A 26,329-nucleotide genomic window follows, 5' to 3' on the forward strand; every position below is an offset into this window, starting at 1 on the left:
CAGGACTCACGCCTTTCCAGAGTTAGTCCGCAGAGCGCATCGAAATCGCGAATCGGTGTCGAGTGAGTCATTTCGCCGCACCCATAATTCGCCGCTCGGCGTCGACGTGACGCATTTCGAAACATTCGCGCCGAAGCGCTTCAACATCGATGCGTGTCGGTTCTGTTGGCCACGGCAGCAACGGCTCTGACGTAAAAGAGAGTCTGATATGAAACAGAGATCGTCGAAACGGAAACGTGGCCTTCTTTTCGATCGAGACGCCGCCTACGTTCGCCACATCGGAGGGTTCGATGAGTTACTGGAGAGCGCGCTCCCTAGACCGGGGTCGAGCGTCGGCGGTGAAGACTTCTCTCCCTTCACGGAGCCTATATGGAGCTGAAGGCGCATTTCCCGTAAAATGGATGTTGTCTGCGTGCCCTCGCAGCGCTGAGCGCGCTTGTTGAGCAGCACGAAGAATATGCCGCCGCGCAGCAGTTTTCGACGATCGATCAGAAGTTTCGTCGCGTAAAACAAGAAAGGCTTCCGGAACGTCACCGTCCCGAAAGCCCTAGCCGATCCACTTGCAGAATCAGCGAACCACTAGCGGAAATCGCTGTCAAGTGGCGACGTCGTTTGGGAGGGCAGACCGCTACTGATGTTTATACGGGATCGCGTTGCCGATCCGAACATGCCAGAGCCGAAATTGATCGCGCTCTTGGAACGCCTCCAGGCGTTCATCATGCAAAACTCAGTGACGGCCGCCGTGCTCGCCGTTGGATGAAAATGAGGGGTTGGCTGAGGGTGTTGGCATCAGGGACCGCAAGACGCTTTTTCGTCAATTGGGAATTCACAAGCGGATCCGCGCAAGTTGCGCTTCGCCAAACCATGTCGGCCTCAGCACTGGTCTTGTCTTCCTCGGCGCCCAGCAGCGTCAAACTTCATCGCTTTTGTCGTGCACCTCCAACTTGAACTGGAATCCCTCGAATGACATCAGGCATCGGCCCAAATCCTCCCAGGAAATCTCCCGTCCATCAATGATAAGGAGCGGCAGGCCTCCTTCTGTCGCGGGATCCCAGTCGATGAGGGCGCGCACCACGCCGGCCTTTGCGATCTGCAGACCGTGCTCGCCGTCCTCGAGATGTTTTACGGCAAGGGCACGCTGTATCTTTGCGATCAGCCGACCGAGCATGGCGAGAAGGTCTTCTTCGGGGCCTGCAATCACTTGGAACTGGTAGCCCGCCGGGGCTCCCTTGCGTAGTTCGAACGCGTCCAAAGCGACGCCAGTCCCAAACAAGAATATACGGAAATGGAATTCATGGACCTTTCCTCCGCTGTCTTTCAGACGTATGGGGTCAAATTCCACATGCTCGAAGTCTTTGAGGCCGGCGGCGGCGGCCGCTTCGCTATTGAAACAGCGGCGGCAAAGCTGCTTGTATCCGTTTTCCATCGAACCATATTCGACGATCTCGAAGCTCGGCGTCTGACGGCCGCACCCTTCACATTTGGTTTTCCCCATGGTGTCCAACTCCCCGCTGAGATGAATGCCGCGCTCTCATTCGTGGATCATAGGACGCCAGCCTGGGTGAACCAACTTCGAACACATCAAGTTCGGCGAACTGACGCGCGTTCAGGGCGCTCGTGGCGTGACGTTCGAACAAACTTCTCGCGTTCGTTAATGGCGAGGATGCGCCAGAAGGGGACATTCGACCTTCGCGAACCGAAGGTCGGCTTTCTCTATACATTGCGGCCGTTCGTCGCGGACGTCACGAGGGTCCGCTTTCCCTCCAATTTCGCGCACGTTCACGGCGGAGGATTGGCTGACCGTTGAGTTCGTTTCCTGTGATGCCCGAAGGGCTCCAGCCAAATTTCTATCCCTGAAGGAATCTGGCGTCGCTAATTCATAGGCCGCACATCCGCGTGGGATCGGATGATGTTCAGTGATCGCCTCTCTGCATCTCGTCGACGAGGCGAGACGCGTCGTAGACATGCGCGAGCGCCTCTATGATCGCGGCCGCGGTGACATGAGCGGTCCGGCGAGGCTTTCCGGCTTGGTACGCGATGTCGGCCGCAATAGCGCCTTCGATCGCGCCTGGGCCGAAAACGACGCCGATGAGCCGCCCCTCGGCGTCGACCGTCGGGCTCCCGGAGTTGCCTCCGACCACGTCCGCTGTGCTCACGAAATCGAGCGGCACCTTGCGGTCGATCTTGTCGGCGGCCAGCGCCCAGCGGGGCGGCGGGGCCCGGCGAAAATCCGTAGGATCACTGCCGTCACTGTCGTAATAGGCGGCCAGCGGCGTGACAGCGGCGATCTTCGAGCCTTGTCGAACCCAACTTTGCACCTCTCCGAAACCGAAGCGCGCACTACGCGTTCCGTCCGGATAGCTGTTCTCCTCACGAACCGACGCCGCAACCCGTCGCGCGCGAGCCCCCTCCTCGTCGAGGAGACGTTCGCTCTCGCGCCACGCATCCGCGATGCGCGAATTTTCACGTTCGACCGAGCGCAACATATCTAGAAGAGGGTCGCGAGCGGCGTCGAAATGTTCGCGGTCGGACTCGTATAGGGCGCGACGAAAGGCCGGGTCGGCGAGCCGTGTGCCGCGGACGAGATTCTCCGCTCTTTGCGCCGGGGAAGCATCGGCAAGCGTGATTTGCACGACCGGATGGTTCGCCCCGAACGTCTCGACGAGCGATTCGAAGAAGCTCATGAGCCGCAAGGCTTCGATGTCTGGATCGATAATTTGAGCGCCGAGCAACCACTTCTCGAGTTCGGCACGCTCGTCCACACGATAGCCGTCGCTGCGGTCCTTCTCCGGCAGTTCCCGCTCTCGGCGCAGTTTGAGCAGAACATTGCCGAAGGAATAGAGCGGTCCCGCCAATTCGACGCCATAGGGCAGCGTGACCACTTGCCCGCGCCAGGGAGGAGGGCCGCCGAAGGCCAGAAGCTCGCCGCGAAACTTGTTCTCCACGTGCCCCGCCACATTCGCCCCGACGCTACGGATGAGCTCGATCGACTGTTCATCTCGACGCTCGCCTAGGGCTGTCAGAATCGCGCTCTCCTTTTGACGACGAAAAGCGAGAAAATGTCCGTCTTGTAGCGATGCGAGGCGATCCTCGATGATCTGTCGAGAAAAGCCGATCGTGCCGAGAAGCAGCGCCGCGGCTCGAGCCTTCTCCGCGCTTCCTGCGGCGAAGGCGGCGAGCCGATGATGAAACTCGGCATAGGCTCTCACCCAGCGCGGGAGTTCGATATCGCGCTGAGCCTCGAGCTCGGCGACGAAGAGACGGCGGCTCGACTTGGTCGGTACGCCGCTGATGAAGATCGGCTCCCCCTCGGCGAGCGGGCGCATCGACGGTCGCAGGAACCGGGGAGAGCGGGCCGGGACGCCGCTCTCGTAGGCCCGCACCAGCGCTACGTCGAAAACTGGCGCCGGATGATCGCCCAGGCGCCGAGCAGCCTCCGCTTCCGGCGCGAAAACGAGCCTTATGTCCGAATAGCGGCGGTAGACATAGAGGATGTCGCGCGCGCCGGAATAGAGCGTGACCACTTCCGCGACGAGTCCGGGCGCTCGCGACGCATTTCGCTCAATTTCTCCGATGGCCTCGCGGCGGCTGCTCTCGTTTTCCGCTCCGAGCCCCGCCGCTGTGACGTGCGCCGCGACTTGCGCCGTCACATCGGCGCTCGCGACGATGGCGTCGAGCGAGAGGCCGGGAAGCTCGAGCTCTTCTCGCTCGCTCATCGCAACGAAACCGTCACGCGCCAGATCTGCATCGGGCCTTGATATCGCGGCGAGAAGTTGGCGGGGAATGACATGGCGATTTGTGACAATCAGTCCATCGGCGCTGACGAAGGCTCCCGATCCGCCGATATAGACGTCGAAGCGCTTGGTGTTGAACCGGACTGTCGATTGCTCGAGGTGATCGAGCCAGTCCGATGTCAGTCGGATTCCATATTTGTCCGCGATCTTGTCGATGGGCGCCTCGGAAAAGAGCCAAAAGCCCTCCTCCGCGCGAGGCGACGCGGCTCCCGCCCAGGAGAGCAATCCGAGAGCGAGCAATAGACGAAGACGAGGCGAAAATGTCATGAAGAAGCTCCGGGTGCGCGACCGATCGCGCCTCTACCGAAAGAGGATCACGCGCGGCGTCGCTTCATGAACTGGCGCGCGCGCCGTTTATGCCGCCAGCGGATGAAACCTGTTACATATAGAATGAGCGGAATCACGCCAAAGACCGCCATGAAGGCGCGTCCCACATCGCCGAAGGCTTCGCCCGAATGCAGCGGATACTGCCATTCGAAAAAGCGTTCGCCCGCCGTGAAGGCGTGAGGATCCTGTGAGGCGAGCGCCTTTCCGCTATATTGGTCGATGATTGCGATACGACCGCCGCCGGCCTTGTTGATCTCGTCGTCGGCATGCTTGCCGACGACATAGGTTCCTTCGGCGCCGAGCGGAAATTGCAGCATTTGCAAATAGCCGCCAGGAAACATCGCGTCCGCGACGTCGGCGATCGCATCTGGACCGAGCGGCGCGCGTCCTTCGGCCGCCTCTGATCTCGCCTTCATCGGCAGCTCGCGAACCGGCGAGACGAGGGAGACGAGCGCGCGCCACGGCGCCTTGAAATTCATATAGACACCGGAAAAGATCGAGACGAGAAGAACGAGTCCCAGAAGTGCTCCGACCGTTTTGTGTATGTCGTATACGAGCCGTTCCGGCGACGCCTTCGACTTAACGCCGATCGCCGTCTTCCATTTGCCACGCGACGGCCACCAGAGCGCGATGCCGACGAAGGTCGAGACGAGCAGGAACATGCCGACCACAGCGATGGCGATCCGCCCGAAGGGCTCCCAGAGCAGCGCGCAATGGAGGCTCATCATCAGATAGACGAAGGGCTGCGCGAAAGCGTCGCTCATTTTGTTCTGAAGGCGTTCACCGGTCACGGCTGCGCGATAAGGGTCGACGAAGATCGTGCGGCCCTCGATCTTCGAAATATCCGGCTTTGCGCCTGGATCGGTGGTCGCCTTGTCGGGAAGGCCCGTAATATAGGCGACCCAGATGGCGCCGCGGCGATGGCCCGGAAACTTCATGAAGATCGGGAATTTCGACCCCGGCGCGACTTCTGGCGGCATATGCTCCCGCGCCGCCGCGAAGATTTCCGAGAGTGGCCGATAGGCGGCGTCGGCGGATGGCGGCTCGACGAGCATCGTCTCGGCGTTCAGCCATTCATCGATGTCCTGCCAAAAAGCGAGGAAGCTTCCCGTGAGGCCGGCGAGGACGAGATAGGCGCCGGCGACAAGTCCGATCCAGCGGTGCGCGGACATAGAGAAGCGGCGCAATCTCCCTTTGCTCCGCACGCGCTCGGCCGCTCGAGGCGCCGCCTCCCCGATCCTGGTTTGGCCGATGCTCATCTCGTTCCTCCATCATTTTGCATCGACGATCGGGCCTTGTCTCGGTAATCGGGAGACAATGGCGAAGTCCCATGCGTTACCCGGTCTAATCCCGATACGTTTCCGCAGAATCACTTGCCACCGGTCGCCTCGGACGGCGACTAATATTCGATGCGCACCGATCCTTTGAAGCTGCGCGGCGCCCCGGCGAAAATTGCGAATGCAGCGCTGGAGGCGGCGGGGTAATATCTCGTGTCGGCGAGATTATCGACATTGAACTGAAGCTTTACAGTGGCGCCCTCCAGCTTGAAATCATAGCCAGCCATTAGTCCGACCGTCGCATAGCCCGGCAGTTGAAAATCATTGGCGTTGTCGCCCTGGCGGATGCCGCGCGCCACGACGCCGCCGCCGAGCTTCAGCCCGCGCCAATCGCCGTTTTGAAATTCGTAAGTGGTCCACAAGCTGCCGCTGTGCCTCGGCACGTTGAAGAGCGTGTGTCCCTTGTTTCCCGTCACGCTGACGAGAACGCCATTCGTATCCGTCACACGTCCATTGTCCTTGGTGATGAGCGAGTCGATATAGGAATAGCTGCCGATCACTTTCCACCCCGAGAGGATTTCGCCGGCGACATCGAGCTCGACGCCGCGGTTGCGCACTTCGCCGACAGCGACGCTATATCCCTGAGCCGCGAGCTGCGGATCTGGATTGGGGGCGGGTATGTTCTGCTTGATGAGATTATAATAGGCGATCGTCGCCGTGACGCGCTTGTCGAACCATTCGCTCTTGACGCCGACTTCCCATTGCTCCGCCGTCTGTGGCGGCATCGGATTTTTGGCGCCGACGTTGGAGCCGCCGAAATTGGTCAGATAAGATCCATAGACGCTCAGCTCTTCGACCGGCCGCCACAGGAGTCCCAAGCGCGGCGAGACCTTTTGCGAATCGTCGTTCGTCCGCCGCGTGACGACATTGTAGGTATTCGAATGATCATAGCGCAGACCGGCGAGCAGGAAGAAATCATGGGGCAGTTTCACCTGGTCCTGGAGATAGAAGCCATACCAATTTTCTCGGAAGGCGGTGTCGCTGCGCGTCGTCGGATCATAACCGAAGGTCGGATAGGAAGTGTGGACAGGCGCGTTGAAATTGAGCGGCGAAATATAGCAGATGCAGGAGAAATTCAGGGCCGGCTCCAGATTGTAGCCATTCACGTCGAGATGTTGGAAATCCCCCCCGACGAGCAGCGTGTGGCTCGTGTCGAGGAGATCGAATTTTCCGGTCACGTCGAGATTGGTGAAATAAGTATGCGTATGCCATGCCGGCAGAGCGACCGCGACTCGATCGGCGGAAATGGCCCGATCGGCAAACGGGAGCTTGAAGATGTTTATGCCGAGCTCAGCGGCGGTCTGGCTCGTCAGATCGACGAGCTCGGCCTGGAATTTGTGCTTGATGTTCCACCCTTCGGCGAAATCATGTGAGAACTGATATCCCAACACCACATCGTCGGAATTGCCGCGCGACCATGGCTCGGAGGTGTTGAAGCCCCGCGGCAGGAAGGAGAGCGGACCCGCGCCATAGACCCGCGAGGCGGCCTGGCTGCTCACGAGGCCGGGAATGGCGTAGCCCTTTGGAAAAGCGGCGGATTTATAGTCGAGATAAATGTCGAGCTGCGTATGGGCGTCGATATTCCAACGCAGCCTCGGCGCGACGAAAATATTGCGATTTCCCGAGAATTGGAAGAAGTCGTGATTGTTCTCATAGGCGAAATCGAAGCGATAGAGCAGCGTGTCGTCCTTCGTGATCGGCCCGGTGGCGTCGACCGTCGTGCGATAGGTCCCCCAGGAGCCCGCCTGCTGCTGCACCGCGTAGAACGGAGTAGCTTCCGGCTTCTTCATCACGAGATTGATCACGCCGCCCGGCTCCGCGCGCCCATAGAGAATGGAGGCCGGCCCTTTCAACACTTCGACGCGATCGACATTGGCGATGTTCTCGGCGCCGGAGTTCTGCTCGATGCTGTTCATGCGAACGCCATCGCGGTAATAATCGTAAGTCTGGAAGCCGCGAATGTAGAATTGCTCGACGCCGCCGGCGGCCAGCGGCGGTAGAGCGGCGACGCCGCTGACATTCTCGATGGCGCGCGAAATGGTCGTCGCCTGCTGATCCTGCAACACCTGCTGCGGAACGATCTGTATCGACGCCGGCGTCTCCATGATCGGGGTATTCGTCTTCAAGGCCGTGGAGGCGTTCTGAGGCCGGTATGTGGCTTTGTCTTCGGCCCGGGGGCCAGGGCGGGAGCTCGACGCCGCGCCGATCTCGATCGTCGGTAGAGACTCCTGCGACAAGGCGCCGGAGGAGAACAGGGCGAGCGTCAGGACGCCGGCGAAAGCGCCGCGCGCTGAATCGAAGCTGGACATGGGGACGACTTTCTTTGCGCGTCAGTCGCGCGGGCAAATCGGAGAGGAAAAGGCAAACGAAGAGCTGGCGCCGCGAACGGCGTCACGAGAATGATGGAGGAGGCGCCCTTTGCGACCAACCGCGGGCAAGCGAATCCGGCCGCGCCGGCGCTGCGTCGTCGATGGTGGACGGTCGCCGCGCCGCGCCGCGGGTAAGACTCCACAGCGCGCCGCGTGTCGCGATACGGTCGGCGAGCGTATGTCCGCATACGCCGCAAGGGCAACAGGCGTCACATTGGCGCCGCTCCGAATGGGAAGAAGGGTCGCTGGAGATTTCATCCGCGTGAATGCAGGATTGGGGGACGAGAAACGATGCTTCCGCGGGCGCTCCATGCGTAGGACTAGCGACCGCCGGAACGGCGGCGGCGAACAGGATCCGCAGAGCCAGCAGACAGAGGATGACCATGCCCGTGGCGCTCGTCCCGTATTTTCGGCCTTTGCCTCGCCGCATCGCCTTTCTTTCGCCTCTCACCCACGTTCCGCCGCGCGCAGATTGTTGACATCCTAAGCTTTCATGAGGATAACATCATGGCGCCCCAGCGGTTTTTGCTGGCGTCGTGACAAATTTGCCGCAATTATCCGCTTGCTACGTGCGATCGTCGAGGCGGAAGGATCGAGTGACGCGAATACTGCTCGTCGAGGATGAGCCCGAGATGGCGCGCCTGATCGCCGCCAAGCTCGGCAAATCCGGATTCATAGCCGATCACATGCGCACGCTCTCCGAAGCGCACGGCGCGCTGGAGGCGCATTCATACGCCTGCGTGATTCTCGATCGACGGCTTCCAGATGGCGACGGCGTGACTCTGCTCGCAGACATTCGAAAATTGCAGCCGGGTCTGCGCGTGCTCGTCGTGACGGCCTGCGACGCAGTGAATGACAGGATCGACGGCCTCGACGCCGGCGCAGATGATTATCTCACCAAGCCGTTCGACGCCGACGAATTGATGGCGCGCGTCCGCGCCTGCCTTCGACGTCCGGGGGGCGAGCGCCTGCCGCCGGTCGTTATCGGGGCTCTGTCTTTCGATCTCGACGCCCGTGAGGCGCGGATTCACGGGGAGTCCATCGTGCTGCATCGGCGCGAATTGGCGTTGCTGGAGACGCTCGTCCGCAATGCCGGCCGTGTCGTCTTGCGCACATCGCTGATGGATGAAATCTACGGATTCGACGACGATATTCAAGGAAATGCGCTGAATATTCTCGTCTCTCGCCTTCGCCGCCGGCTTTTCGATCATTGCGCCGGCGTCGAGATTCATTCGGCGAGAGGGATCGGCTATCTGTTGAAGAAATCAACGTGAGACGCTCGCTGTCCTTTCGTCTCGTCGCCGTTCTCTTGAGCGCACAGGTGATTGCGTTCGGCGCTATTCCGCTCTTTACCTTTCTGATTTCGATTTCCGGCGGCGCGCCGGCGTCGAACATGACCATCAACGATTGGGCGCAAGGTCACGCTTATGATCTCGTGGTCGGTTCGCTCGTCCGTGCGGCGGACGGCTCTGTGCGATTAGACGCTTCTCCCGCTTTACGCGCCTATATGGCCGAGCAGCCGCGGCTACGCGTAGCTGCGATCGATGCGAGAACGCGCGCGGTCGCGCATGGTTCCTCTCCCGAACTCGCCGCGACTCTCGCCGGGCTCGGCAAGATAGAGGCGGCTTCGCTCAGATTTCATATCAGCGACGACGAGGACGAGAATTCTCGTGGATATGCTTATCGAACGGCTCCGCCCTTCGAGGACATGCTGATCGCCGTGTATGGCTATTCGTTTCAGTGGAACGATCTGCTTTTTGTCATCGGCAGCCTCTTTTCCATTCCCGGTCTTCTGTCCGCCTCCCCTATGATTTTCGGCGCCGTGGCGATCGCGTGGCTGATGGTGCGGCGCGGGCTGGCGCCTCTGCGCGCCGCCGCCGCCGAAGTATCGCGCATCGATCTCGACTCCCTGGATCAACGGATCCCGCAAGCGGGTATTCCGGGAGAAGTCGCGCCATTCGTCACCGCGGTCAATCAGGCGATCGACCGGCTTTCGGCCGGCGTAGCCACGCAGCGGCGTTTCACGGCCAATGCGGCGCATGAGCTGCGCACGCCGGTCGCCATATTGCGTGCGCGCCTCGAAACCTACGACGACGTGACCTTCACGCAGGAGCTGAAGCGCGACGTGCGGCGTATTCAGACAATCGTCGAGCAATTGTTGACTGCAGCGCGAATATCCAATGCCGAGAGCGCAATGGATGAAGAGCTCGATCTCAGCGCGATCGTTTTGACCATGGTCGCCGACTATATGCCGTTGGTGATCGAGAACCGACGCCATATCGAGTTCGATCCTCCGCCTTCGACCGTGCTCGTGCGCGGCAACCGGCGAGCTCTCGAATGCGTGGTAGCCAATCTGATCGACAATGCGCTGCGCGCCGAGCCGGAGGGCGGGACGGTCCTCGTGCAGGTCGGCCGTGACGCGACCATCAGGGTCATCGACCACGGCGAAGGGATTTCTCACGACGAGCTATCGAAAATTTTCGAGCCGTTTTGGCGGAAAGACGAACATTCCCGCGGAACCGGACTTGGACTGTCGATCGCGAAGGATCTCGTGGAATTACACGCCGGAATGATTTCCGTCACGCCGACGCCGGGAGGCGGAGCGACCTTCGAAGTGTCGCTCGAGAGAATTCTGACGTAAGGGGTTCGCGCTCACCACGCGGCGGAAGCGAGAATGTCGACCCAGTCAAATCACTGCCTCGAGGGCGACTGAGTGTCCGGGTCGACGGACTCGGCGCCAAAGGGGCGTCGCGGCCCCTTCAAAGATGAAATGTTCGACGAAGAGCGCCTTCTTGGCTCGGAGGGCCGAGTTTCAGTGTTAAACCGAGCAGAAATAATCGGCCACGGGCAATCGACTCTTCTCCGCAACGAGGAACGCCAAGTGTTTGGTTTGACTGCTTCAGAACTTTATGGACGACCGAGAAAGAAGCGACTTCCGTAGGCCCGCTGCGACGACGTTTTTCGATGCGCACTCTGCCACCGGAACGTCTGTTGTCGGCGTAACCGGACGTCCGTCCACGGGCGCGATGGGTCGGGTTCGGGTCAGAGTTTCACGTTCACGTATGGTAGGGTCGCGGCGGTGCGGACCTTGCGCTGCCGTTCAGCAGTGGTGATTCGCTGGACTTGATCAATTTTGGCGAACGTAAAGTCGGGCGTCACTGACAGCCAGCATCTGGCGATCGATTTGGCCTTTAGCGTCGGCGGTGAGCACGCATTCCATCAGCGGGTAGTATTGGCGACCGTCGTACGCGACCAGCAGCAAGTCGACGCCGGCATTGAGCGAGACGACGACGCCGGAGCAGATATCGTGGCGGTAGACGGCGCCCATGTCGAGATCATCCGTCACGACGAGGCCTTCGAAGCCCCATTCGCTGCGGAGCAAGCCAGAGATCGCCGCTTTCGATTGGGACACCGGATGAAGCGGATCGAGCGCATCTATGATCGCGTGGCTCGCCATGACGAGCGCGGGCGACTGTCGCGCGATTTCGCGGAAGGGCGCCCAGTCCGATTCGGTCAATTCGTCCGCGCTCGCGGCGAGGCGGGCTTGCACCGCATGCGTATCCTCCCGCACACGGCCGAGGCCGGGGAAATGCTTCAAGGTCGCGCTCACGCCTTTCGCATAAAGTCCCAAGCCGAAGGCCGTGGCGATTTCCGCGACGACGGCGGGATCTGAGTCGATGGCGCGGCTTGCGATACGGCTCCCATTGTCAGATGCATCCGCCCATCGCTCGAAGCGCAGATCCACCACGGGCGCAAAATCGACGGTGACGCCGAGATCGACGAGTTCGGCGCCGAGCGTTTCGCCAGCCTCGCGCGCCTTTGCGCGTCGGACGTCGGGCGGCAGCCCTGCGAGATCGGACAGAGGAGCATGTGCGGGAAGCGGCGGCGACAGATGCGAGACGATCCCGCCTTCTTGATCGGCGGCGACGATCAGTGGCGGTAGTCCGGCGTCGCGCCGCAGTCTTTGGAGCTGGGCGATCTCGTCGCGCAATTGGTCGAGGCTCCGACCGGCCGCATTGCGATGGGTGATGAAAATCCCGCCGATCAGACCGCGCGCGGCGAGAGGCGCGACCTCGCCGACGCTCTCATAGCCGACAATGAAATGTCGGCCGTAGCGCTGGCCGAGTTCCAGTGGCGTGCTCATCACGCGATGTTCACGCAGCCGCGCCCAGAACCAATTGCTGGCGAGCGCGAGTGGAACGCAGCACCAAAGCGCGATGAGGAGGCGCCCCTCGCGCAGAACTCCCTCGTCGCGCCGCATGGCGAAAACCGACGTGGGTACGCCTGCGATCGACGCGCCGATGATCGCCGCCCATGCCCAGTTCCGATACGGAAGGAACAAAGGATCTTCTAGGCTGACGGCGATAGCGATCGCGCCGGCGCCGGTCGCCCATAGGAGTACGAACATCGCGCGCGAAAACGTGGGCCGCGCGCCATGTCCCCCGCAAGGATCGCAAACGGCCGCCACAGCGACGCCGATGGCGTAGGCGAGAATGTTCCACAAAGAGAATATGCGGCCGAGGAGCAGCGCGCCTGGAAGCGTCAAGCGAAAAGCGTCGAGCCAGGGCGTGTGATAGAGGCGGAAGGCCTCCACCGCGATCGCGATCGACATGGCGGCCGCTCCGATCCGCCATCGCGGCCAGTCGCCGCGGCCGACAGCGACGAGAAAATAGACCATCGCCGCCCATAGTACGGAACCTCCGTATTTCACCAGGAAAGCCGGCAGGCCGAGTCCATGTCCGAATGCGCGCAGGGATAGGCCGGCGAGAATTATCGCTGCGCAGATGGCCAAGCGCATTTTCATGACTGCCAACGCTCCTGCTCTGCGAGCGGGATAGTCAAAACGAATGCCGCGCCCGGTGACGCGCCCTCGCCATCCTCTGCCAGAGCAATGCTTCCTCCATGCGCTCGCAGCATGGCCCGCACGATCGCGAGACCCATGCCGGTGCCGCCGCTGTCGCGCCGCGTCGTGAAGAAACTGTCGAAGACCTTTTCGCGGTTGGCGCGCGACACGCCCGAACCATCGTCCCGAACCGCGATACGCAGGTCCTCGCCTTGCACCGCGGCCGCGATCGTCAATTGCGTGGCGCCATGGCGCGCGGCATTGTCGGCGAGATGCGAGAGGACGATGCGCACGTTTTCCGCCGAAATCCGGATCGCGCGGTCGAGATCGCCATTCGCCTCTATGCTCAGAGTTTCGAAGCCCGATCGTAAATCGATGACGGCGTCGGCCGCCGTCGTCGATCCCGAGGTCGGCGTGGCTTCCGCCCGGGCGAGCTCGCGCAGCCTCTGCACCACCGCCGTCAATCGGCCCGCGTCCGAAATGATATTGTCGAGAAAGCGGCGCCGATCCTCTGTGCTCATCCCTTGGGCGGATGGATCGAGATCGTCGCGCAGCAGCTCCGCCGCGCCCTGTATCGACGTCAATGGCGATTTCAGCTCGTGCGAAACATGGGCGGCGAAGGTCGCGATGAAGTCCGACCGATTTTGGAGATTGGCGGCCATGTCGAGAAAGCTCTGCGACAATTGCGCAATTTCCATTGCGCCATGATGGGCGAGCGGCCGCAGCGCGCTACGATCGCCGCGGCCGACGGCGGCCGTGCGGCGCATGAGCTCGCGCATCGGCCGTGTGATCGTACGCTGGAACACGAAGCCGATCAGCAGAGCGAGACTCGCAATGGTCAGACCCGCGAGCGCCACCTTGCCGCGCTCGTCGTAGAAATTCTTGAAAATATTACTCGGCGTGCGCGAGGCGTAGACGACGCCGGCGACGCGGCCGCGCAGGACGATAGGCATGGCGGTGAAGACGCGCACGGCCGTCCCGCGGCTCCAGGAATAGAGCGGCGGCGGCTCGTGCTTCGAAATCCGCGAACGCATGACGCTGCGAAACCGCCCCTCGAGCGCCTCGGCGACCTCCTCGACATGGGCGAGCGATAGGCCGATCTCCTCGCGTCCGGCGATCACGATGCCTTTGGGATCGAGCAGACGAAAGCCGGCGAGCGTGACCTGCTGGATTTCGACGAGGTCGGGCGCGAGGCGCGCGCCGAGCGCGACGAAGCTCGGATCGGCCAGCGCTGTGGCGGGCCGCGCCTCGGGTCTTCGTCCCAGCATGTCGTCGGTGGTCAGATCGAGCGTCGGCAGGATCGGCGCATAGGGCTCCGCAGGATCGGTTCTCGGCGCGGAGACCTCCGCGCCCAGAGGAATATTCTCCGGCGCGCGCATTTCGAGTTCGCGGCGCATGACGGCGGCGATCGCCGCACTCTGTCCGATCAGCTCGGATTCCGTCTGATGTATGAGCTGGTTCTCATAGATGCGGAAGAAGAACAGGCCGGCGAGTGGCAGCGCCAGCGCGGTCGCCATGACGAGCGATACGATCAAGCCGACGCTCGGCCGCCATTTGCGCGGGACTTCTATATTCGGCGGTCGGTCGATCAAGCCTTCGCCCCGCAACGACCGATCCGGAAGCCGACGCCATGCACCGTCTCGATCGCATTGTCGCAGGCGAGAGCGCCGAATTTCGCGCGAATGTTGCGGATGTGGCTGTCGATCGTGCGATCGGCCACATGGATCGCGCCGCCATAGGCGGCATCGAGAATCTGGTCGCGCGTGAACACCATGCCGGGCCGGGCGAGCAGAGTCCTCAATATTGCGAATTCGATCGCCGTCAATGCGATCGGTTGCGTTCGAAAGGTCGCGGCATGGGCGTTCGGATCGAGGGTGAGATCGCCGCGCGACAGCGCCGCGGCTTCTGGCGCAGGGCGAGCCTGCGCGCGCTTTAGAATGGCGTTGACGCGCGCCACCAGCTCGCGCGGGCTGAAGGGCTTGGTGACGTAATCATCGCCGCCGATTTCGAGGCCGATCACTCGGTCGATCTCCTCGTCGCGCGCGGACAGGAATAGAATCGGCGCATCCGAGATTTTGCGGATTCGGCGGCAAACCTCCAGGCCGTCCATTTCCGGCATGCCGACGTCGAGCACGACGAGATCCGGCGTCGCCTCGGAGAAGCGGCGCAGCGCCTCGGCTCCGTCGCAGGCGGATACCGTCTTCATGCCTGCCTTCTCCAGCGCGAAGCAGATGATGTCGCGAATGTGGGAATCGTCGTCGGCGACGAGAATGCGGTGGGCCACGGAAGCGCGCCTATCATTTGTCAGAGGCGTCGTCGCTCGTCGGCGTCGCGCCCTGCGGATTTGTATCGAAATATCGTTTCAGGCGCCATCCGCGAAAGGTCCAGCTGCGCCAGTCGATATCGGTGACGGCGGCGCGGGCGAAGGCGCGGGCGAATTTCTCCTCTCTCGGTGGGCGGCGCCCTGTCCGCTCGGCGTAGAGCCGGACATATCGATCATAGGCGGGGATCGCCTGTGGTCCGAGCGAAAGAAGATAGTCGACGTCGAGCGCCGGGCCGGCTCCGCTCGTCTCGGCGCAATGCGTCACATTGTAGCTCGCGACGATGTGAGGGAAATTCAGGAAGCAGCAGAAGTAGAGCGTCGCGGCCGCGGCGAGCGCATTGGCGTCGAGCAGCCATTTGTTCGATTTTCGCGCGGCGATCTGGACGGTGATCAGCATGAGGCCGACGGCGACCAGGCCCATCCAGATCATCGCCGCGAGCCGCAGCTCGCTGAGGGAATAGGCGTCGACATAGAGTCCTGTGCGAAACAGCGACGATAGGACGAGCATGACGTTCTGCGCGACGAAGATCAGCACCAGGGGCTTTATGCAACGTGACGTTTCGGCAGGGCCGCCTGGACGCATCGCCACGAGGACGAAGCCAGCGGCGAGCAATGCCGTTGCCACCAGCGGGTAGGCGCCGCGATGCGCATAGGCCGCATAGGTGAGGCCATGCGGCAAGGCCAATCCGCCCCAGAGATAGGCGACGTCCAGCGACGTCTGCACGGCGAACAAGGCGTTGAACAGGATTAGAGATCGCAGCACCGCATCGACGCCGAGCAGGGCCCCGTCGTCCCTCTGGCTCATAGATGCCGGGGCCGATCGCGGCGCCGGCGCACGCCGCCGACGCAGATGAACGAATGGCCATATGAAGCACGCGATCAGCAGCCAGAACAGGATGCGTATCGGCGACATCAGCTCGAATATGCGCCTCGGATCGAATAGGCGCACCCATTCGTCGATCACGGGATTCGCGGTAGCAAAGAGCGACAGGAATATGAGGAACAGGCCGATCGGAGCGATCCAGGCGACCAGCGTCCCCGCAGGCTGGACAGTCCTGGACCTGCTCCGCGACAGCCTTCGCGCACGAAGAATATCGCCGATCAGCCAGAACGGGCCGACGAACAGCAGATTGCAGGCGCGGCGGAGTTGCGACGGCCAGACGCCGCCGCCGAAAGTCATGACCTGCGCGAACATCAGCGTCGCTCCAATAACGAGGAGAAACGACAGCCAAGAGACGTTCTCCGTGATGGCCAGCAGCGCGAGAATAAGGGCAGCGGCGGCGGCGATCCGCAATCGCTTGTTCGCGCGGATCGGATTGACGAGAATCGTCAGCAGGCCGACAGCGCCGAGAAACAGAGAGAGCGACAAGCCGACGCCGGCCCGATCGAAGAACAGCCAATCGGCGAGAGCCGCAGCCACGGCGGCAAGCGAGAGCCTGCACGCCAGCCATTGAATGGGAGTGCGAGAGGACAGTGAATATTCAATCATCGCTGGTTTTCCTTTGGCGATGCGCAATCGGGAAGGGAATGACGTTACAGAGCCGCCGGCGGCGAACGGGGAATGACGAGATTTCCGCGGGCGGCTGGTTGGGATGGCGGGCGAGCCACCAGCCGTCGTTCACGAGCCGGCGCGGCAGTCGTCCTGCGAGTAATGGAAAGGAGATGACGTCGGCCATGTTCGGACAATGCGCTGGGGCTTTGCAGCGCGATTGCCGGCCGGTCTCAGATTTCGAGGATTATTTTGCAGTTTTCGTGCAGCCCGCGGGCTGGCCGTTACGGTCTTCAATACCGGGAAAAATGGCCTGATGGCTCCGTCGGGAGCTGATTCCGAAGGACGGCGGTTTGTCTCCCGCAATGATGATGAACGGGGTATTGCCCGAGTTTAGGCCTCGGGCAGGTCGGAGACGAGGTATGGTTGGTTTATCGGACATATGGCGGTGGTCGCGGTATCTCGGGCGATAGGCTCCGCTTCCGGCTCCTTGGGGCGCGTGGCCCCGACCAACCGAAAGAGTTTGAAAGCTTCCGGCGGTGCGCCCTCCCCGGCCGGCGCCGCTCGGCCCGCTCGAGTGCATATCGCCGCGGTCGGCGTCAAGGCTCGCCATATGCCCGCAACGCGCACGCCGACATCCGCCCTTACTGCAGCGGTGAGGTGCCCTGCCCCCGCTCCCCCCATTGGTCGATCTGTTGCGCGAAGAACGAAGGCTTAGGCGACGGGACTGAAACGGAGCCGCTCGTCGAAACCCGCGAGGCCGTCCGACGCACTCTCAAAGGGCGCTTGGAGGCGGTCGAACGAAACAGAGGCGGGAAGACCTAAACCCACTTTAATTCCGTGCAAATCACGATATGGATCAAGGTATATCCAATTTGACTTGAGTGACAGACGATATTTATTTTCCTTTCGCCGACCGGATCGAAATCCGGCGCCACGACAGCCGAAAGCAAGCCTCGGCACGGCGCCGGAGACGAGCTTTCGGGTCGCAAATCGACGAAAAGGGCTATTTTCCCGGCCATTCGCACCTCGTCACCAATGTCGCGGCGGCGAACTTTGGCCTTCGGATGCATGTTTAAACGGTCATAAAAACGCGTTCGCCGACCTGTGATGGACGCACATGTTTTCCCACGCTAACGTCAGTCGGCGCGACACCATCCCGCTCAGAGGAGCGACGTGGCAAAACGGCCCAATTCGCCCACGGCGACCGACGCCCAAGTGCAGGCGTTGCTCGATCGTTACCAGTGTCCCGTGCCATTCCACGAAGTCCGTGCGCGGCTCCTCGGCAACATCGCTAGCCCTTCCTCGAAGTCGCCAATCGAGACCGTGAAGAGCCTGTGGGGTGGTGAACTGCCTCCGTTCGACTCGATCGACGAAGCGAACGAACTCATCGGCGCGCTCGTCATGGGTCTATGGAACCGATTGACGAGGCATCAGGAACGTAGCGATCCGTTCCGGCTGAAGCGAGTGCAGTCACGGGCGATTAGAGAGGAAATCATGTCGCTGGCGACCATGCGACGGCAGGAGCTGGATGGATTCGCGGAGGGGCTGTTCGGGGGCGCCGAGGAATTGGATCTGTCGGAACGGGCCGTTGACGCGATGACCGTGCTCTCCACGCTCCGGGCGATGTTCGTAGCCATCGAAGAGATGACGGGAGACCCGACGAAGGCGGCGAGTGAGAAGGATTTCGCCGAGACCCTCGATCGAATGCGAGAGATGACGCTCACTGCCGAGAAGTCGATTCATGCCGTGGTTCTTGCTTGCAGGCGCGCCCGGGCTTCGGATTTCTCCGCGGGGCATGCGAAGAGGACGACTTTACACTGAGGCGGCAGGCCGTGAGCGGTGGGCTGCCCGGCGGTGCCTCGAAGCGGGCGCGACAGACCGATGGGGGCTGGCTAGAGAACCACGCAGGCGGACGGCTCGGGTAGCGTCGCTACAGCGTCAAGCGCCGCAAGCGCGTCGGATCGACGTCGTTGGCCTGTGCCCAAGACGCGAGGCGCGCTCTCGCGTCTGCCGCGTCGTCAATCGGACTATGCGGATCACCCTCCCGGGCGAGGAGGTTGACCAGGCCGGCCGCATCGAGTCCAAAGTCGAGTCGCCGCTCAAATCCGATCTAACTCGTGACCAGTTGTGGCCGATCCGAGTTCGCGCATTTCGATTCGTCTTATCGCCGCTTGTGAAGACCGAGCGACAGGCGGTTCGGCGACACCGGCGCCGAGAGGTTCTGCCGCCCTCAGCGTAAGCGCGAGCGGTTTGAGCTGAATCTCACCAGAGCTGTAGGGCATAAAAATCCACTGGCTCGTTCGCTTGGGAGCGCCGTGTCGGACCGACATTGGATTTTCTCGCTCCATCATATAACTTATCCCTTATTGGGAGCTAATTTAGAGGCGAGCATGACCCGCACTGCAGCCGATCTCACACCGCGCGAAGTCGCCGAACTCGCCGGTGTACCCAAACGGGCCATCGAAAAGGCGATCGAGGAAAAAGTCCTACCGGTTCATACCGGCAAAATTCCTCCCTTGCGTTCCGGCAAGGCGACGGGCACGCGCCGCCTCCTCGGAGTGGAGAGCGTCGCCTACGCCACGTTGGTCCGTCGACTGACCGGGGACGTCACGTTGACGATCGCAGGCAAGCGCAAACTGATAAAGGCTCTCAAAAGCCACGAGCTATCGCGTCTAAAAACCGCGCACGTCGAAATCGCGCCATCTGTAACGGCCGATATCGGGGAGCTCGCCGGTGAGGCCCTAGAGCGGACCGATCGGTATCTGAGAGCGCGCGATACTTGGATCGACAGCGTCCCTGGCATCAAAGGAGGACTGCCTGTTATTAAAGGCACGCGCCTCACGGTGCATTCCATCGAGGCTCGCCTCGAACACGGCGATAGCATGGACGACATCGTCGCCGAAAATCCGGATCTGCCACGCGAAGCCCTCGAAGCGGCGCTCCTGTTCGCCAGATCGCATCCGCTCTCCGGCCGCCCCCAAAACGTCTCGCGACGGCCAGCGGCTTGATCGAATGCGATTGTTCATCGACGAGTGTCTGTCGCCGAGTTTTGCCATCGAACTCGCCCATCTGGGGCATGACGCAATTCACCCGCTTCACGTTGGCCGACGCGGTCAGCTCGACCACACGGTAAAGGATCTCTGCATCGCCGAGGATCGAGTGATCGTCACCGAAAACATCGGCGATTTTCGCGCCTTACTCGGCCGTGAACCGATCCATCCGGGACTGATCGCCCTGCCCCAGACAAGTCGCGCCCGCGGATGGGCTCTGATCGAAGCAGCGCTCGTTTTCCTTGAAAGGCACGGCGGCGATCCGATGGACGCGATGATCAATCACTGTCTCGACTTCGACGCAGACGGTCGACCCGCGCTCCGCGCCCTGTCCGCCTCGGAATGAGCGTCGGTTTCAGCTGAGTGGAATCGGCGTGACTTAAGGGGGTGATGGCAGGCGCCACGCTCGTCCGCCAAGCTATCGATGGGCTTTCCAAGCGAAAGGCTCGGCGTGCGCCTTTTCGGTTTGGAGCTTCTCGCGCTCCTAGGACCCGACCTAGCACTCAGAGGTCGCGAAATCGCGGATAATGCACGGCTTCAATTATTCTATAACGGCACCCTCTCCTTCTCCGGTCCCGTTGCGTCCGCATGCGCAGCGTGGCCGGCGCGCGCTGCAATCGTCTGCTCGTCAGCGTTGGTGTGCGCGCCGACAATTCGATGCTCCAGCGAACGCATGATATGCTCGCAGCCTCATTTTGACAGCCGTGCAAGATCTAAGAAATGCTCTTAAAAACAGCTAGATGGCGCTGGACGTGAGTCAAGACTCGTCGTTGGAGCGGTCGGCGACGTTAACCAGTGATTAACCAAAAACTCGTTGCGGAGCAGAGAGAATCAGGATTAATTCCCGCTTGTAAGCGTGTTTGGCGTGGAAAAGCGTTATTTCGGGAATTGACGCCGATGAATGTGACGACAGCTATCGACGAGACGGGCGGTTTCAGCTTCTACGAGACTATTCTTCAACAGGGAGAATTGATCTCGGATAAGCTGAACATGCTCCGGCTTGAGCATTATCCGCCCGACGCCGTTAAGAGCCTTCGCCCCTTTTCCTTGGCGGAGGCCGCATATTTTCTGGGCGTGACGTCATCTAACATTAAGAAGCTCCATCTCGAAGGCAAGGGCCCTACTCCCGCCACCTCTGCGTCTGGACGTAGGAGCTACACGGCTGAGCAAATGTTGGAGTTGCGGCAGTATCTCGATCGTCATGGGCGAGCCGATTACAAAAAATATGTGCCGCATCGACGTGCGGGGGAAGAGCTCCAAGTCGTCGCCGTCGTCAATTTCAAAGGCGGCAGTGGAAAGACCACGACGGCCGCTCATCTGGCCCAGCACCTGGCTCTCACCGGCCATCGCGTGCTCGCAATTGACCTCGATCCACAGGCGTCCCTATCCGCACTTCACGGTATTCAGCCCGAGCTCGATCGGAATCCGTCACTCTACGAGGCCTTACGTTACGATGGCTCGAAGAAGCCGATATCCGAGGTTGTTCGGCGCACCAATTTCCCCGGGCTCGACATCGTTCCTGCGAATTTAGAACTGCAGGAATACGAATATGAAACACCTCTCGCCGCTTCCGACAAATCCTCGACGGAGGGGCGGATGTTCTTCACCCGGATCACCGACGCATTGAAGGAGGTCGATCACAATTATGACGTCGTGGTGATCGATTGCCCCCCGCAGCTCGGCTATCTCACCTTGACGGCATTGGCGGCTTCCACCGCCGTTCTCATCACCATCCATCCTCAGATGCTGGACGTCATGTCGATGAGCCAATTTTTGCTAATGCTGGGCGGCGTTCTTCAATCGATCAGTGGAGCCGGAGCCGATGTTCGCCTCAAATGGTTTCGGTATCTCGTCACGCGCTACGAGCCGACCGATGGCCCGCAGGCGCAAATGGTCGGTTTCATGCAATCGCTGTTTCCAAAACAGATGCTCAAAAGCCCGATGGTGAAATCGACCGCTATTTCGGACGCGGGAATCACCAATCAGACGCTGTACGAAGTCGAGCGCGCCCAATTCACGCGCGCAACATATGATCGCGCATTGGAGGCATTGAATGCAGTCAATGAGGAGATCACAGCGCTCGTCCATCAAGCTTGGGGGCGCAGATGATCTTCATTTTGACAGCCGTGCAGAATTGTCGAATCGCTAAATTCCTCAAGAGATTAGCGCAAGGGAGAGGTGCCTGATATGGCCCGTAAGAACCTCTTGGCGACGGTCACGGGAGCGGAGACGCCGAAGGCCGATGTTGCCGCGCGGCATGATTATGCCCTTCGCGGAGCGTCTCGCTCGATGATGCTTTCGATCGATGAGATGGCCGAGAACGCGAAGAAAATGCTGGCCGGAGAAACAGTCGTCGAACTCGATGTCTCAGTTCTAGATCGCTCTTTTGTCGCGGATCGTATCGAAGACGACGATGCTGATTTCGCCGATCTGCGCGAGGCGATCAGGGAGCATGGACAATCGACGCCGATTCTTGTGCGGCCTCATCCGCAGAGCAAGGGTCGATTCATGATCGTGTTTGGCCACCGTCGCGCGCGTGTCGCCAAAGAACTGGGTATTCCTGTTCGCGCGGTGATCAAGAACCTGGAGGATATCGCGCATATTATCGCGCAGGGTCAGGAGAACACGGCACGAGCAAATTTGTCCTTCATCGAGAAGGCGCTGTTCGCCAAGAAGCTCCTCGACATGGGGCAGCGGAAGGAAACCATCAAATCCGCACTGACGATCGACGACAGCTTGCTGTCGAGGATGCTTTCCGTGGTGGAGACGGTTCCTGCACCCGTGATCGAAGCAATCGGCGCGGCCAAAACCATTGGCCGTGACCGGTGGGAAGAACTCAAGAAGCAGGTGAAGTCGCCAAAGGCCGCAGAGGCTGCGATAGTCGTCGTGGCGTCCGACGAATTCCGCTCCAAAGACGTAATGGAGCGGTTCAATTTTTTGCTCGCCCAGCTCCAGACGCTTGGACGCAAGGCACGGAAGTCCGCGCGGGGAAATATCGATCCGGCGTCCTGGGAATCGGAGGGCAAGACCGTGTCTGCAAGCTACCGGAATAACGGAAGCAGCTTCAACCTCTCGCTCAAGTCGAAAGAAGCGGGTGAGTTCGGCCGATACATCTCGTCTAATCTCGACGCACTCTATCGAGCGTTTAAGGAGACGAAGATTATAAGTGAATCAGGAGATTGAACGCGCAAAAGAAAAAAGCCCCCGAACGTCGCCGCCCGGAAGCCTTTCTCTGATCTAAGCACTCCGAGAATCACACTTCCGCAAATCGCTGTCAAGAGTCGGCGCCGTTTCGGCGAGCAGATTTCTTTTGCCTGAACGAGGCAAAGGATCATGCAGACACGTCCAACGACGCCCTTTGGGCGGCGGCCGTTGTCGCTCGCCATGGTGGCGAGCCAGACCGCGACTGAGAGTTTCGCCGCAAAGCCGGGCGCATCCGAAACTGTCGTCCATAAGTGGCGATTGTTTCGCGCGCTCACCGAAGCCAAGGAGCCGCTCGGCGTCACCGAGCGCGCGCTATCCGTTTTGCACGCGCTGCTGAGCTTCCACCAGGAGACAGCGCTCTCATTGCCAGGGAATAACGCGCAGCGCGAGCAGATGGGCGGAGCCGCCGGCGGCATCGTCGTGTTTCCGTCGAACAGAGAACTCTCGATCCGAGCCCATGGCATGGCGCCGGCGACGCTGCGCCGGCATCTCGCATGCCTGGTCGACGCCGGACTCATCATTCGCCGCGATTCTCCGAATGGCAAACGCTTCGCCCGGAAAGGGCAGGGGGGAGCCATAGAGGATGCCTTCGGTTTCGACCTCGCGCCGCTCGTCGCGCGCGCCGCTGAAATCGAGAACCTCGCCGAGGAGGTGCGGGCCGAGAACCGCGCGATCACGCTGCTGCGCGAAAAGATTACGCTCACGCGGCGAGACATCGTCAAGATGATCGAGACAGGATTGGAGGAGGGCGTTTCGGGTGACTGGGACGACGCGCATCAGCGCTATGCGGCGCTCTCGGGGCGCTACGGGCGGGGGCTTTCGCGCGCCGATCTGGAGGCTCTGGCCGGGGAGCTCGCCGGGTTGGCGGTCGAAATTCACAAGCTGTTGGAAGCTCACGTAAAAGCTCAGAATATGAGCGGCAATGAGTCTCAATCTGAGCGTCACATACAGAATCAAACCACAAACTTTTCTGATCTTGAACCTAGCCTTCGAGAAGGCAGGGGCGATCCATCCCAGCCAAACTTCGAACAGGGCAGGGGGCCGATCGAGCTAGCGCCGGAAGTATCCTCGGAACGCTCTCGGACTACCGATCCTAAGCCGGGGCTTCGAGCCTATCCGCTCGGCATGGTGCTGGAGGCCTGTCCCGCCATCGTCGATTACGGTCCGAGTGGCGAGATCTCATCGTGGCGGGATTTGGCTACTGCGGCGGCGACGGTGCGCTCGGCGCTCGGCGTTTCGCCAGACGCCTGGGCGCAGGCCTTGGACGTCTTGGGCGAGCATGACGCCTCGATCGTCATCGCCGCGATCCTGCAACGCGGTGAGGAGATCAAGAGCGCTGGAGGTTATCTCCGAGTTCTGACCGAAAAGGCGAGGGCAGGGGAGTTCTCGCTCGGGCCTGTGCTGATGGCTCTGTTGCGTGGCAGGGCCGCGAAGGCGGCGCGCGAACGAAAGAAAACGGGGTGACGTGGAGAGGATTTTTGGACGCGCCGAGGCAGTCTGCTCGCTCACAGCGTTTCGGCGTCGAGCAATCGGAGCTTTTCGGCGCGAGCGAGCAGGCTTTTGACGGAGGAGGGAGCCCAGCGCGTTCCGCCGCGCGGCGTGCGCTCATACATGGCTTCGAGCTGCGCGCCGATTTGCGCGAGCGTCAGATCGGGATTGGCCCGTTTGATCCCGGCGACGAGCGTGACCAGGCGCTCGCTGCTGACTTTTCGGCTGGCGGCTTGCTGAAGAAGGCGGGGCTCGATCAAACCCTCAGCGGCAAAGCGTTTGACGGCGCGCTTCAGGCGCTCGACGGTCCATTGGGGCAGGGGAGCGCCGCTGGCGGCGTCGCGCTTGGCGTTGAGCACGCGCACGACATCCTGCCAGCGGTGATCCGGGCGCATTTGCCGGACGACCGGCAACCAATGTTCGGCCGTTCGATTGACGCGCTCGAAATAATTCGCCGCCTTGGCGTCGACGATGCGCTGGATGGCGTCGCGGTCGCCGGCGCGCAGTTTTGGGTTGCCGCCGATGCGGCCGCGCTTCTTGGCGGCGCGCAGGCCGTCCTTGGTGCGCTCGCGGATCAGGGCGCGCTCCAACTCGGCCACGGCGCCGAGAACCTGCAGGGCGAACCGGCCCTGCGGGGTCGTGGTGTCGATGGGATCGGCGAGCGATTTGAAATGCGCGCCCTTGGCGTCGAGCTCGGCGATCAGGGCGAGGAGATGCGACAGCGAGCGGGCCAAACGATCGAGCCGCGCGACGACCAGCACGTCGCCGCGGCGCACCCGCGAAAGGGCCTTGGCGAGTTCCGGCCGCGAGGCTTTCGCCCCCGACATATGCTCGCGAAAAATCTCGACGCAGCCGGCCGCCTTCAGCACATCGGTCTGCGCGTCCGTGACCTGATCCTCGGTCGAGACGCGGGCGTAGCCGATCAGGGGCATTCGCGCTGGTTTCCTTCCGACGAAATCAGCGACGGACTATTTGCGAGCCGTTCGATAAGCTTCAGGAATCTCGTCGTCCGCAACCGGCGGAGCGCCACCCTCGCGGCGCATGATCTGGTCGAAGGCGCTCCAATCGGTCCGGCCTTTCTTTTCCGCGAAATAGCGAGCGGTCCGTAACGCCGAAACCTTTTCGGCCACCGCCGAAGCGACGAACTGGTTGAGGCTCGTGCCATCCTCGGCGGCGATCTTTTCGGCTTCCGCCTTCATCGAAGCGGGGAGCCGAAGCGCATAAGCGGCTGTTTTGGTTTTCATTGCACTATCCTCATCAGCGTATCTCTCGGCGTGAGAACGTCGATCCCAAAGCGCTCTCGCACAAGTCCGAAGTCACGCAAATTGAACGTGACGATCGTCGCGGCCCGCCCATTCACCGCCGCCTCGAGCACCAACTCGTCGCCCGGATCGCGCAATTGCGGCCTCCAAAGGAACCAGATTTCGACCGGTTCGATCAGATCGATGATCGCGTCGAGAAACTGACCGACCTCTTTCGTCGACAGGCCGGCCGCTTTTCGGTGTTCGTCGCGCAGACACACGGCCTCATATTCGATTGCGAGGGCGGCGCTGGCCAGAAGCTGGATACGTCCTCGACGTGCAAGCTTGAGAAGCTCGGCGGAGGCTCCGCTTGGGCTTCGGAGTGCTGCGATCAGGGCGTTCGTATCCAGAACCAATCTCATTGCTGCGACGATATCATATCGTCCACGATGTGATCAATAGCCAAGATTTCAATTATGCTAAATATCAATAAATGGTCGTTTGAAAACGTAGCCGAAGGCCGAAGTTCCGCGCCGGACATAGCGGTGAGCAGGAGAAAGGCCCGAAAAAACAGACCTTTTTGCCGATTTGCAGGCAGAAAGCCCGCCTCCAGAGCCGTTCCGACGCTTGCTTTCGGCGGCCGCGGCGACGCATCTCGATCCTGGCGGCGAAAGAGAAAATAGCATCCTCTATCACTCAAGCTAAAATTGAATTAAATTGATAATTGTCTTGATTCGCATGGAATTAAAATGTGGTTAGATCTCCCGGGCTCTGTTTCATTCGAGCGCCTGCAAGCGCCCTTCGAAAGCGCGTCGGACGCCCTCGCGCGTTTCGACGAGCGGCTTCGCTCCAGTCCCGTCG

At 61.2% G+C, this 26,329-nt stretch carries 20 protein-coding genes; 8 read left to right on the top strand and 12 right to left on the bottom strand.

Going from position 1 to position 26,329, the window contains the following annotated elements; translation table 11 throughout:
* Positions 1-910 precede the first annotated feature (910 nt).
* The 4 genes from KP010_RS06735 to KP010_RS06750 all read right to left on the bottom strand — a co-directional run bounded on the left by KP010_RS06735 (position 911) and on the right by KP010_RS06750 (position 7,767).
* Positions 911-1,495, bottom strand: coding sequence for a hypothetical protein (locus KP010_RS06735; RefSeq protein WP_216280679.1), 585 nt, complete (start codon positions 1,493-1,495; stop codon positions 911-913).
* 418 nt (positions 1,496-1,913) lie between these two features.
* Positions 1,914-4,061, bottom strand: a complete 2,148-nt coding sequence (locus KP010_RS06740; RefSeq protein WP_216280680.1) for a S46 family peptidase — start codon at positions 4,059-4,061, stop codon at positions 1,914-1,916.
* A 47-nt stretch (positions 4,062-4,108) separates the two neighbouring features.
* Positions 4,109-5,380: a PepSY domain-containing protein gene (locus KP010_RS06745; protein ID WP_216280681.1), complete on the bottom strand. Its 1,272-nt coding sequence runs from the start codon at positions 5,378-5,380 to the stop codon at positions 4,109-4,111.
* A 140-nt stretch (positions 5,381-5,520) separates the two neighbouring features.
* A complete protein-coding gene (locus KP010_RS06750) occupies positions 5,521-7,767 on the bottom strand; it encodes a TonB-dependent siderophore receptor (RefSeq protein ID WP_216280682.1) in 2,247 nt (748 codons plus the stop codon).
* Between the two features lie 656 nt (positions 7,768-8,423).
* Here KP010_RS06750 and KP010_RS06755 point away from each other — a divergent pair.
* A complete protein-coding gene (locus KP010_RS06755) occupies positions 8,424-9,101 on the top strand; it encodes a response regulator transcription factor (protein WP_216280683.1) in 678 nt (225 codons plus the stop codon).
* Positions 9,098-10,468 (top strand): HAMP domain-containing sensor histidine kinase, encoded by a 1,371-nt coding sequence (locus tag KP010_RS23250; protein WP_216280684.1) that lies wholly within the window; start codon positions 9,098-9,100, stop codon positions 10,466-10,468. The genes KP010_RS06755 and KP010_RS23250 overlap by 4 nt, the downstream gene beginning before the upstream one ends.
* 486 nt (positions 10,469-10,954) lie before the next feature.
* Here KP010_RS23250 and KP010_RS23255 read toward each other — a convergent pair whose 3' ends face one another.
* The 5 genes from KP010_RS23255 to KP010_RS06785 all read right to left on the bottom strand — a co-directional run bounded on the left by KP010_RS23255 (position 10,955) and on the right by KP010_RS06785 (position 16,669).
* The gene (locus tag KP010_RS23255) at positions 10,955-12,631 is read right to left on the bottom strand and encodes a DUF2809 domain-containing protein (protein ID WP_216280685.1); all 1,677 of its coding nucleotides are present in this window, start codon (positions 12,629-12,631) and stop codon (positions 10,955-10,957) included.
* Positions 12,628-14,187, bottom strand: a complete 1,560-nt coding sequence (locus KP010_RS06770; protein WP_216281480.1) for an ATP-binding protein — start codon at positions 14,185-14,187, stop codon at positions 12,628-12,630. Before KP010_RS06770 ends, KP010_RS23255 begins: the two co-directional genes overlap by 4 nt.
* A 71-nt stretch (positions 14,188-14,258) precedes the next feature.
* Positions 14,259-14,954 (bottom strand): response regulator transcription factor, encoded by a 696-nt coding sequence (locus KP010_RS06775; RefSeq protein ID WP_216280686.1) that lies wholly within the window; start codon positions 14,952-14,954, stop codon positions 14,259-14,261.
* A 13-nt stretch (positions 14,955-14,967) separates the two neighbouring features.
* A complete protein-coding gene (locus tag KP010_RS06780; protein ID WP_216280687.1) occupies positions 14,968-16,482 on the bottom strand; it encodes a DUF4173 domain-containing protein in 1,515 nt (504 codons plus the stop codon).
* Positions 16,475-16,669: a hypothetical protein gene (locus KP010_RS06785; protein WP_216280688.1), complete on the bottom strand. Its 195-nt coding sequence runs from the start codon at positions 16,667-16,669 to the stop codon at positions 16,475-16,477. The genes KP010_RS06780 and KP010_RS06785 overlap by 8 nt, the downstream gene beginning before the upstream one ends.
* 989 nt (positions 16,670-17,658) lie before the next feature.
* Here KP010_RS06785 and KP010_RS06790 point away from each other — a divergent pair.
* From KP010_RS06790 to repC, 6 genes are all read left to right on the top strand, one after another.
* The gene (locus KP010_RS06790) at positions 17,659-18,306 is read left to right on the top strand and encodes a hypothetical protein (protein WP_216280689.1); all 648 of its coding nucleotides are present in this window, start codon (positions 17,659-17,661) and stop codon (positions 18,304-18,306) included.
* A gap of 569 nt (positions 18,307-18,875) precedes the next feature.
* Positions 18,876-19,493, top strand: a complete 618-nt coding sequence (locus tag KP010_RS06795; protein ID WP_216280690.1) for a DUF433 domain-containing protein — start codon at positions 18,876-18,878, stop codon at positions 19,491-19,493.
* Positions 19,494-19,497: 4 nt separating this feature from the next.
* The gene (locus KP010_RS06800) at positions 19,498-19,881 is read left to right on the top strand and encodes a DUF5615 family PIN-like protein (protein WP_216280691.1); all 384 of its coding nucleotides are present in this window, start codon (positions 19,498-19,500) and stop codon (positions 19,879-19,881) included.
* A gap of 551 nt (positions 19,882-20,432) precedes the next feature.
* On the top strand, positions 20,433-21,644 hold the full coding sequence (gene repA, locus KP010_RS06805) for a plasmid partitioning protein RepA (protein ID WP_216280692.1): 1,212 nt from the start codon (positions 20,433-20,435) through the stop codon (positions 21,642-21,644).
* A 78-nt stretch (positions 21,645-21,722) separates the two neighbouring features.
* Positions 21,723-22,718 carry a plasmid partitioning protein RepB gene (gene repB, locus KP010_RS06810; RefSeq protein ID WP_216280693.1) on the top strand — a complete coding sequence of 332 codons (996 nt, stop codon included), beginning with the start codon at positions 21,723-21,725 and terminating at the stop codon, positions 22,716-22,718.
* A gap of 150 nt (positions 22,719-22,868) precedes the next feature.
* Positions 22,869-24,203: a plasmid replication protein RepC gene (gene repC / locus KP010_RS06815; protein ID WP_216280694.1), complete on the top strand. Its 1,335-nt coding sequence runs from the start codon at positions 22,869-22,871 to the stop codon at positions 24,201-24,203.
* 41 nt (positions 24,204-24,244) lie between these two features.
* On the opposite strand, the gene KP010_RS06820 is transcribed toward repC, so the two are convergent.
* The 3 genes from KP010_RS06820 to KP010_RS06830 are packed head-to-tail and all read right to left on the bottom strand — an operon-like array spanning position 24,245 to position 25,884.
* Positions 24,245-25,159 carry a recombinase family protein gene (locus KP010_RS06820; protein ID WP_216280695.1) on the bottom strand — a complete coding sequence of 305 codons (915 nt, stop codon included), beginning with the start codon at positions 25,157-25,159 and terminating at the stop codon, positions 24,245-24,247.
* A 36-nt stretch (positions 25,160-25,195) separates the two neighbouring features.
* Positions 25,196-25,471 (bottom strand): toxin-antitoxin system HicB family antitoxin, encoded by a 276-nt coding sequence (locus KP010_RS06825; RefSeq protein ID WP_216280324.1) that lies wholly within the window; start codon positions 25,469-25,471, stop codon positions 25,196-25,198.
* Positions 25,468-25,884: a putative toxin-antitoxin system toxin component, PIN family gene (locus KP010_RS06830; RefSeq protein ID WP_371824198.1), complete on the bottom strand. Its 417-nt coding sequence runs from the start codon at positions 25,882-25,884 to the stop codon at positions 25,468-25,470. The genes KP010_RS06825 and KP010_RS06830 overlap by 4 nt, the downstream gene beginning before the upstream one ends.
* Positions 25,885-26,329 lie beyond the last annotated feature (445 nt).

The organism is Methylosinus sp. KRF6, from assembly GCF_018887255.1.
GTDB classification, from domain to species: Bacteria; Pseudomonadota; Alphaproteobacteria; order Rhizobiales; family Beijerinckiaceae; genus Methylosinus; species Methylosinus sporium.

What these genes read in the sequence shown, in the direction of transcription:
- KP010_RS06825 (WP_216280324.1), bottom strand. Translation starts at nt 25,471, where the DNA reads ATGAAAACCAAAACAGCCGCTTATGCGCTTCGGCTCCCCGCTTCGATG.
- KP010_RS06750 (WP_216280682.1), bottom strand. Translation starts at nt 7,767, where the DNA reads ATGTCCAGCTTCGATTCAGCGCGCGGCGCTTTCGCCGGCGTCCTGACG.
- KP010_RS06735 (WP_216280679.1), bottom strand. Translation starts at nt 1,495, where the DNA reads ATGGGGAAAACCAAATGTGAAGGGTGCGGCCGTCAGACGCCGAGCTTC.
- KP010_RS06770 (WP_216281480.1), bottom strand. Translation starts at nt 14,187, where the DNA reads ATGGCGACCGCGCTGGCGCTGCCACTCGCCGGCCTGTTCTTCTTCCGC.
- KP010_RS06745 (WP_216280681.1), bottom strand. Translation starts at nt 5,380, where the DNA reads ATGAGCATCGGCCAAACCAGGATCGGGGAGGCGGCGCCTCGAGCGGCC.
- KP010_RS06820 (WP_216280695.1), bottom strand. Translation starts at nt 25,159, where the DNA reads ATGCCCCTGATCGGCTACGCCCGCGTCTCGACCGAGGATCAGGTCACG.
- KP010_RS06800 (WP_216280691.1), top strand. Translation starts at nt 19,498, where the DNA reads ATGCGATTGTTCATCGACGAGTGTCTGTCGCCGAGTTTTGCCATCGAA.
- KP010_RS06785 (WP_216280688.1), bottom strand. Translation starts at nt 16,669, where the DNA reads ATGGCCGACGTCATCTCCTTTCCATTACTCGCAGGACGACTGCCGCGC.
- KP010_RS06740 (WP_216280680.1), bottom strand. Translation starts at nt 4,061, where the DNA reads ATGACATTTTCGCCTCGTCTTCGTCTATTGCTCGCTCTCGGATTGCTC.
- repA (WP_216280692.1), top strand. Translation starts at nt 20,433, where the DNA reads ATGAATGTGACGACAGCTATCGACGAGACGGGCGGTTTCAGCTTCTAC.
- KP010_RS06780 (WP_216280687.1), bottom strand. Translation starts at nt 16,482, where the DNA reads ATGATTGAATATTCACTGTCCTCTCGCACTCCCATTCAATGGCTGGCG.
- KP010_RS23255 (WP_216280685.1), bottom strand. Translation starts at nt 12,631, where the DNA reads ATGAAAATGCGCTTGGCCATCTGCGCAGCGATAATTCTCGCCGGCCTA.
- KP010_RS06795 (WP_216280690.1), top strand. Translation starts at nt 18,876, where the DNA reads ATGACCCGCACTGCAGCCGATCTCACACCGCGCGAAGTCGCCGAACTC.
- repB (WP_216280693.1), top strand. Translation starts at nt 21,723, where the DNA reads ATGGCCCGTAAGAACCTCTTGGCGACGGTCACGGGAGCGGAGACGCCG.
- repC (WP_216280694.1), top strand. Translation starts at nt 22,869, where the DNA reads ATGCAGACACGTCCAACGACGCCCTTTGGGCGGCGGCCGTTGTCGCTC.